The organism is Terrisporobacter mayombei (genome assembly GCF_020748465.1).
Lineage (GTDB): Bacteria > Bacillota > Clostridia > Peptostreptococcales > Peptostreptococcaceae > Terrisporobacter > Terrisporobacter mayombei.
In genome coordinates this window covers 1-451 of sequence record NZ_JAHZMP010000235.1, presented here as the reverse complement: position 1 = coordinate 451, position 451 = coordinate 1, and the positions used below count along the sequence as shown (strand labels likewise).

The 451-nt window shown below is 46.6% G+C and carries 2 protein-coding genes; one reads left to right on the top strand and one right to left on the bottom strand.

Going from position 1 to position 451, the window contains the following annotated elements; all coding sequences use genetic code 11:
• Window positions 1-267: fluoride efflux transporter CrcB (gene crcB, locus K0039_RS25360; RefSeq protein WP_228106895.1), on the top strand; the 267-nt coding region annotated here is incomplete at its 5' end.
• 53 nt (window positions 268-320) lie between these two features.
• Here the strand turns inward: crcB and K0039_RS25355 are convergent.
• On the bottom strand, window positions 321-451 hold a 131-nt coding region (locus K0039_RS25355; protein WP_042107434.1), incomplete at its 5' end, for a cold shock domain-containing protein.

Here is a 451-nt window from a genome sequence, read left to right as displayed (position 1 = left end):
GCAAACCTGATTGGGGCATTCATCATAGGAATAGGATTCGCATGGTTCAGCAGGATGACGAACATTGATCCAGTGTGGAAAGTATTAATCACCACCGGATTTTGTGGCGGTCTAACAACCTTCTCAACATTTTCGGCAGAAGTGGTGTTTTTGTTACAAGAGGGCCGCTTTGGCTGGGCATTACTGAACGTTTTCGTCAACCTTCTGGGGTCTTTTGCCATGACCGCACTGGCATTCCGGCTGTTTTCGGCCTCAACCGAACACTAAAGACCAAAAAAAACCCGCTGATTAAGCGGGTTTTGAATTCTTGCTGACGTATCTTACAGAGCGATTACGTTTGCAGCAGAAGGGCCTTTGGCACCGTTAGTGATTTCGAACTCTACGCGCTGACCTTCAGCAAGAGTTTTAAAACCATTAGTCTGGATTGCAGAGAAGTGTACGAACACGTCTT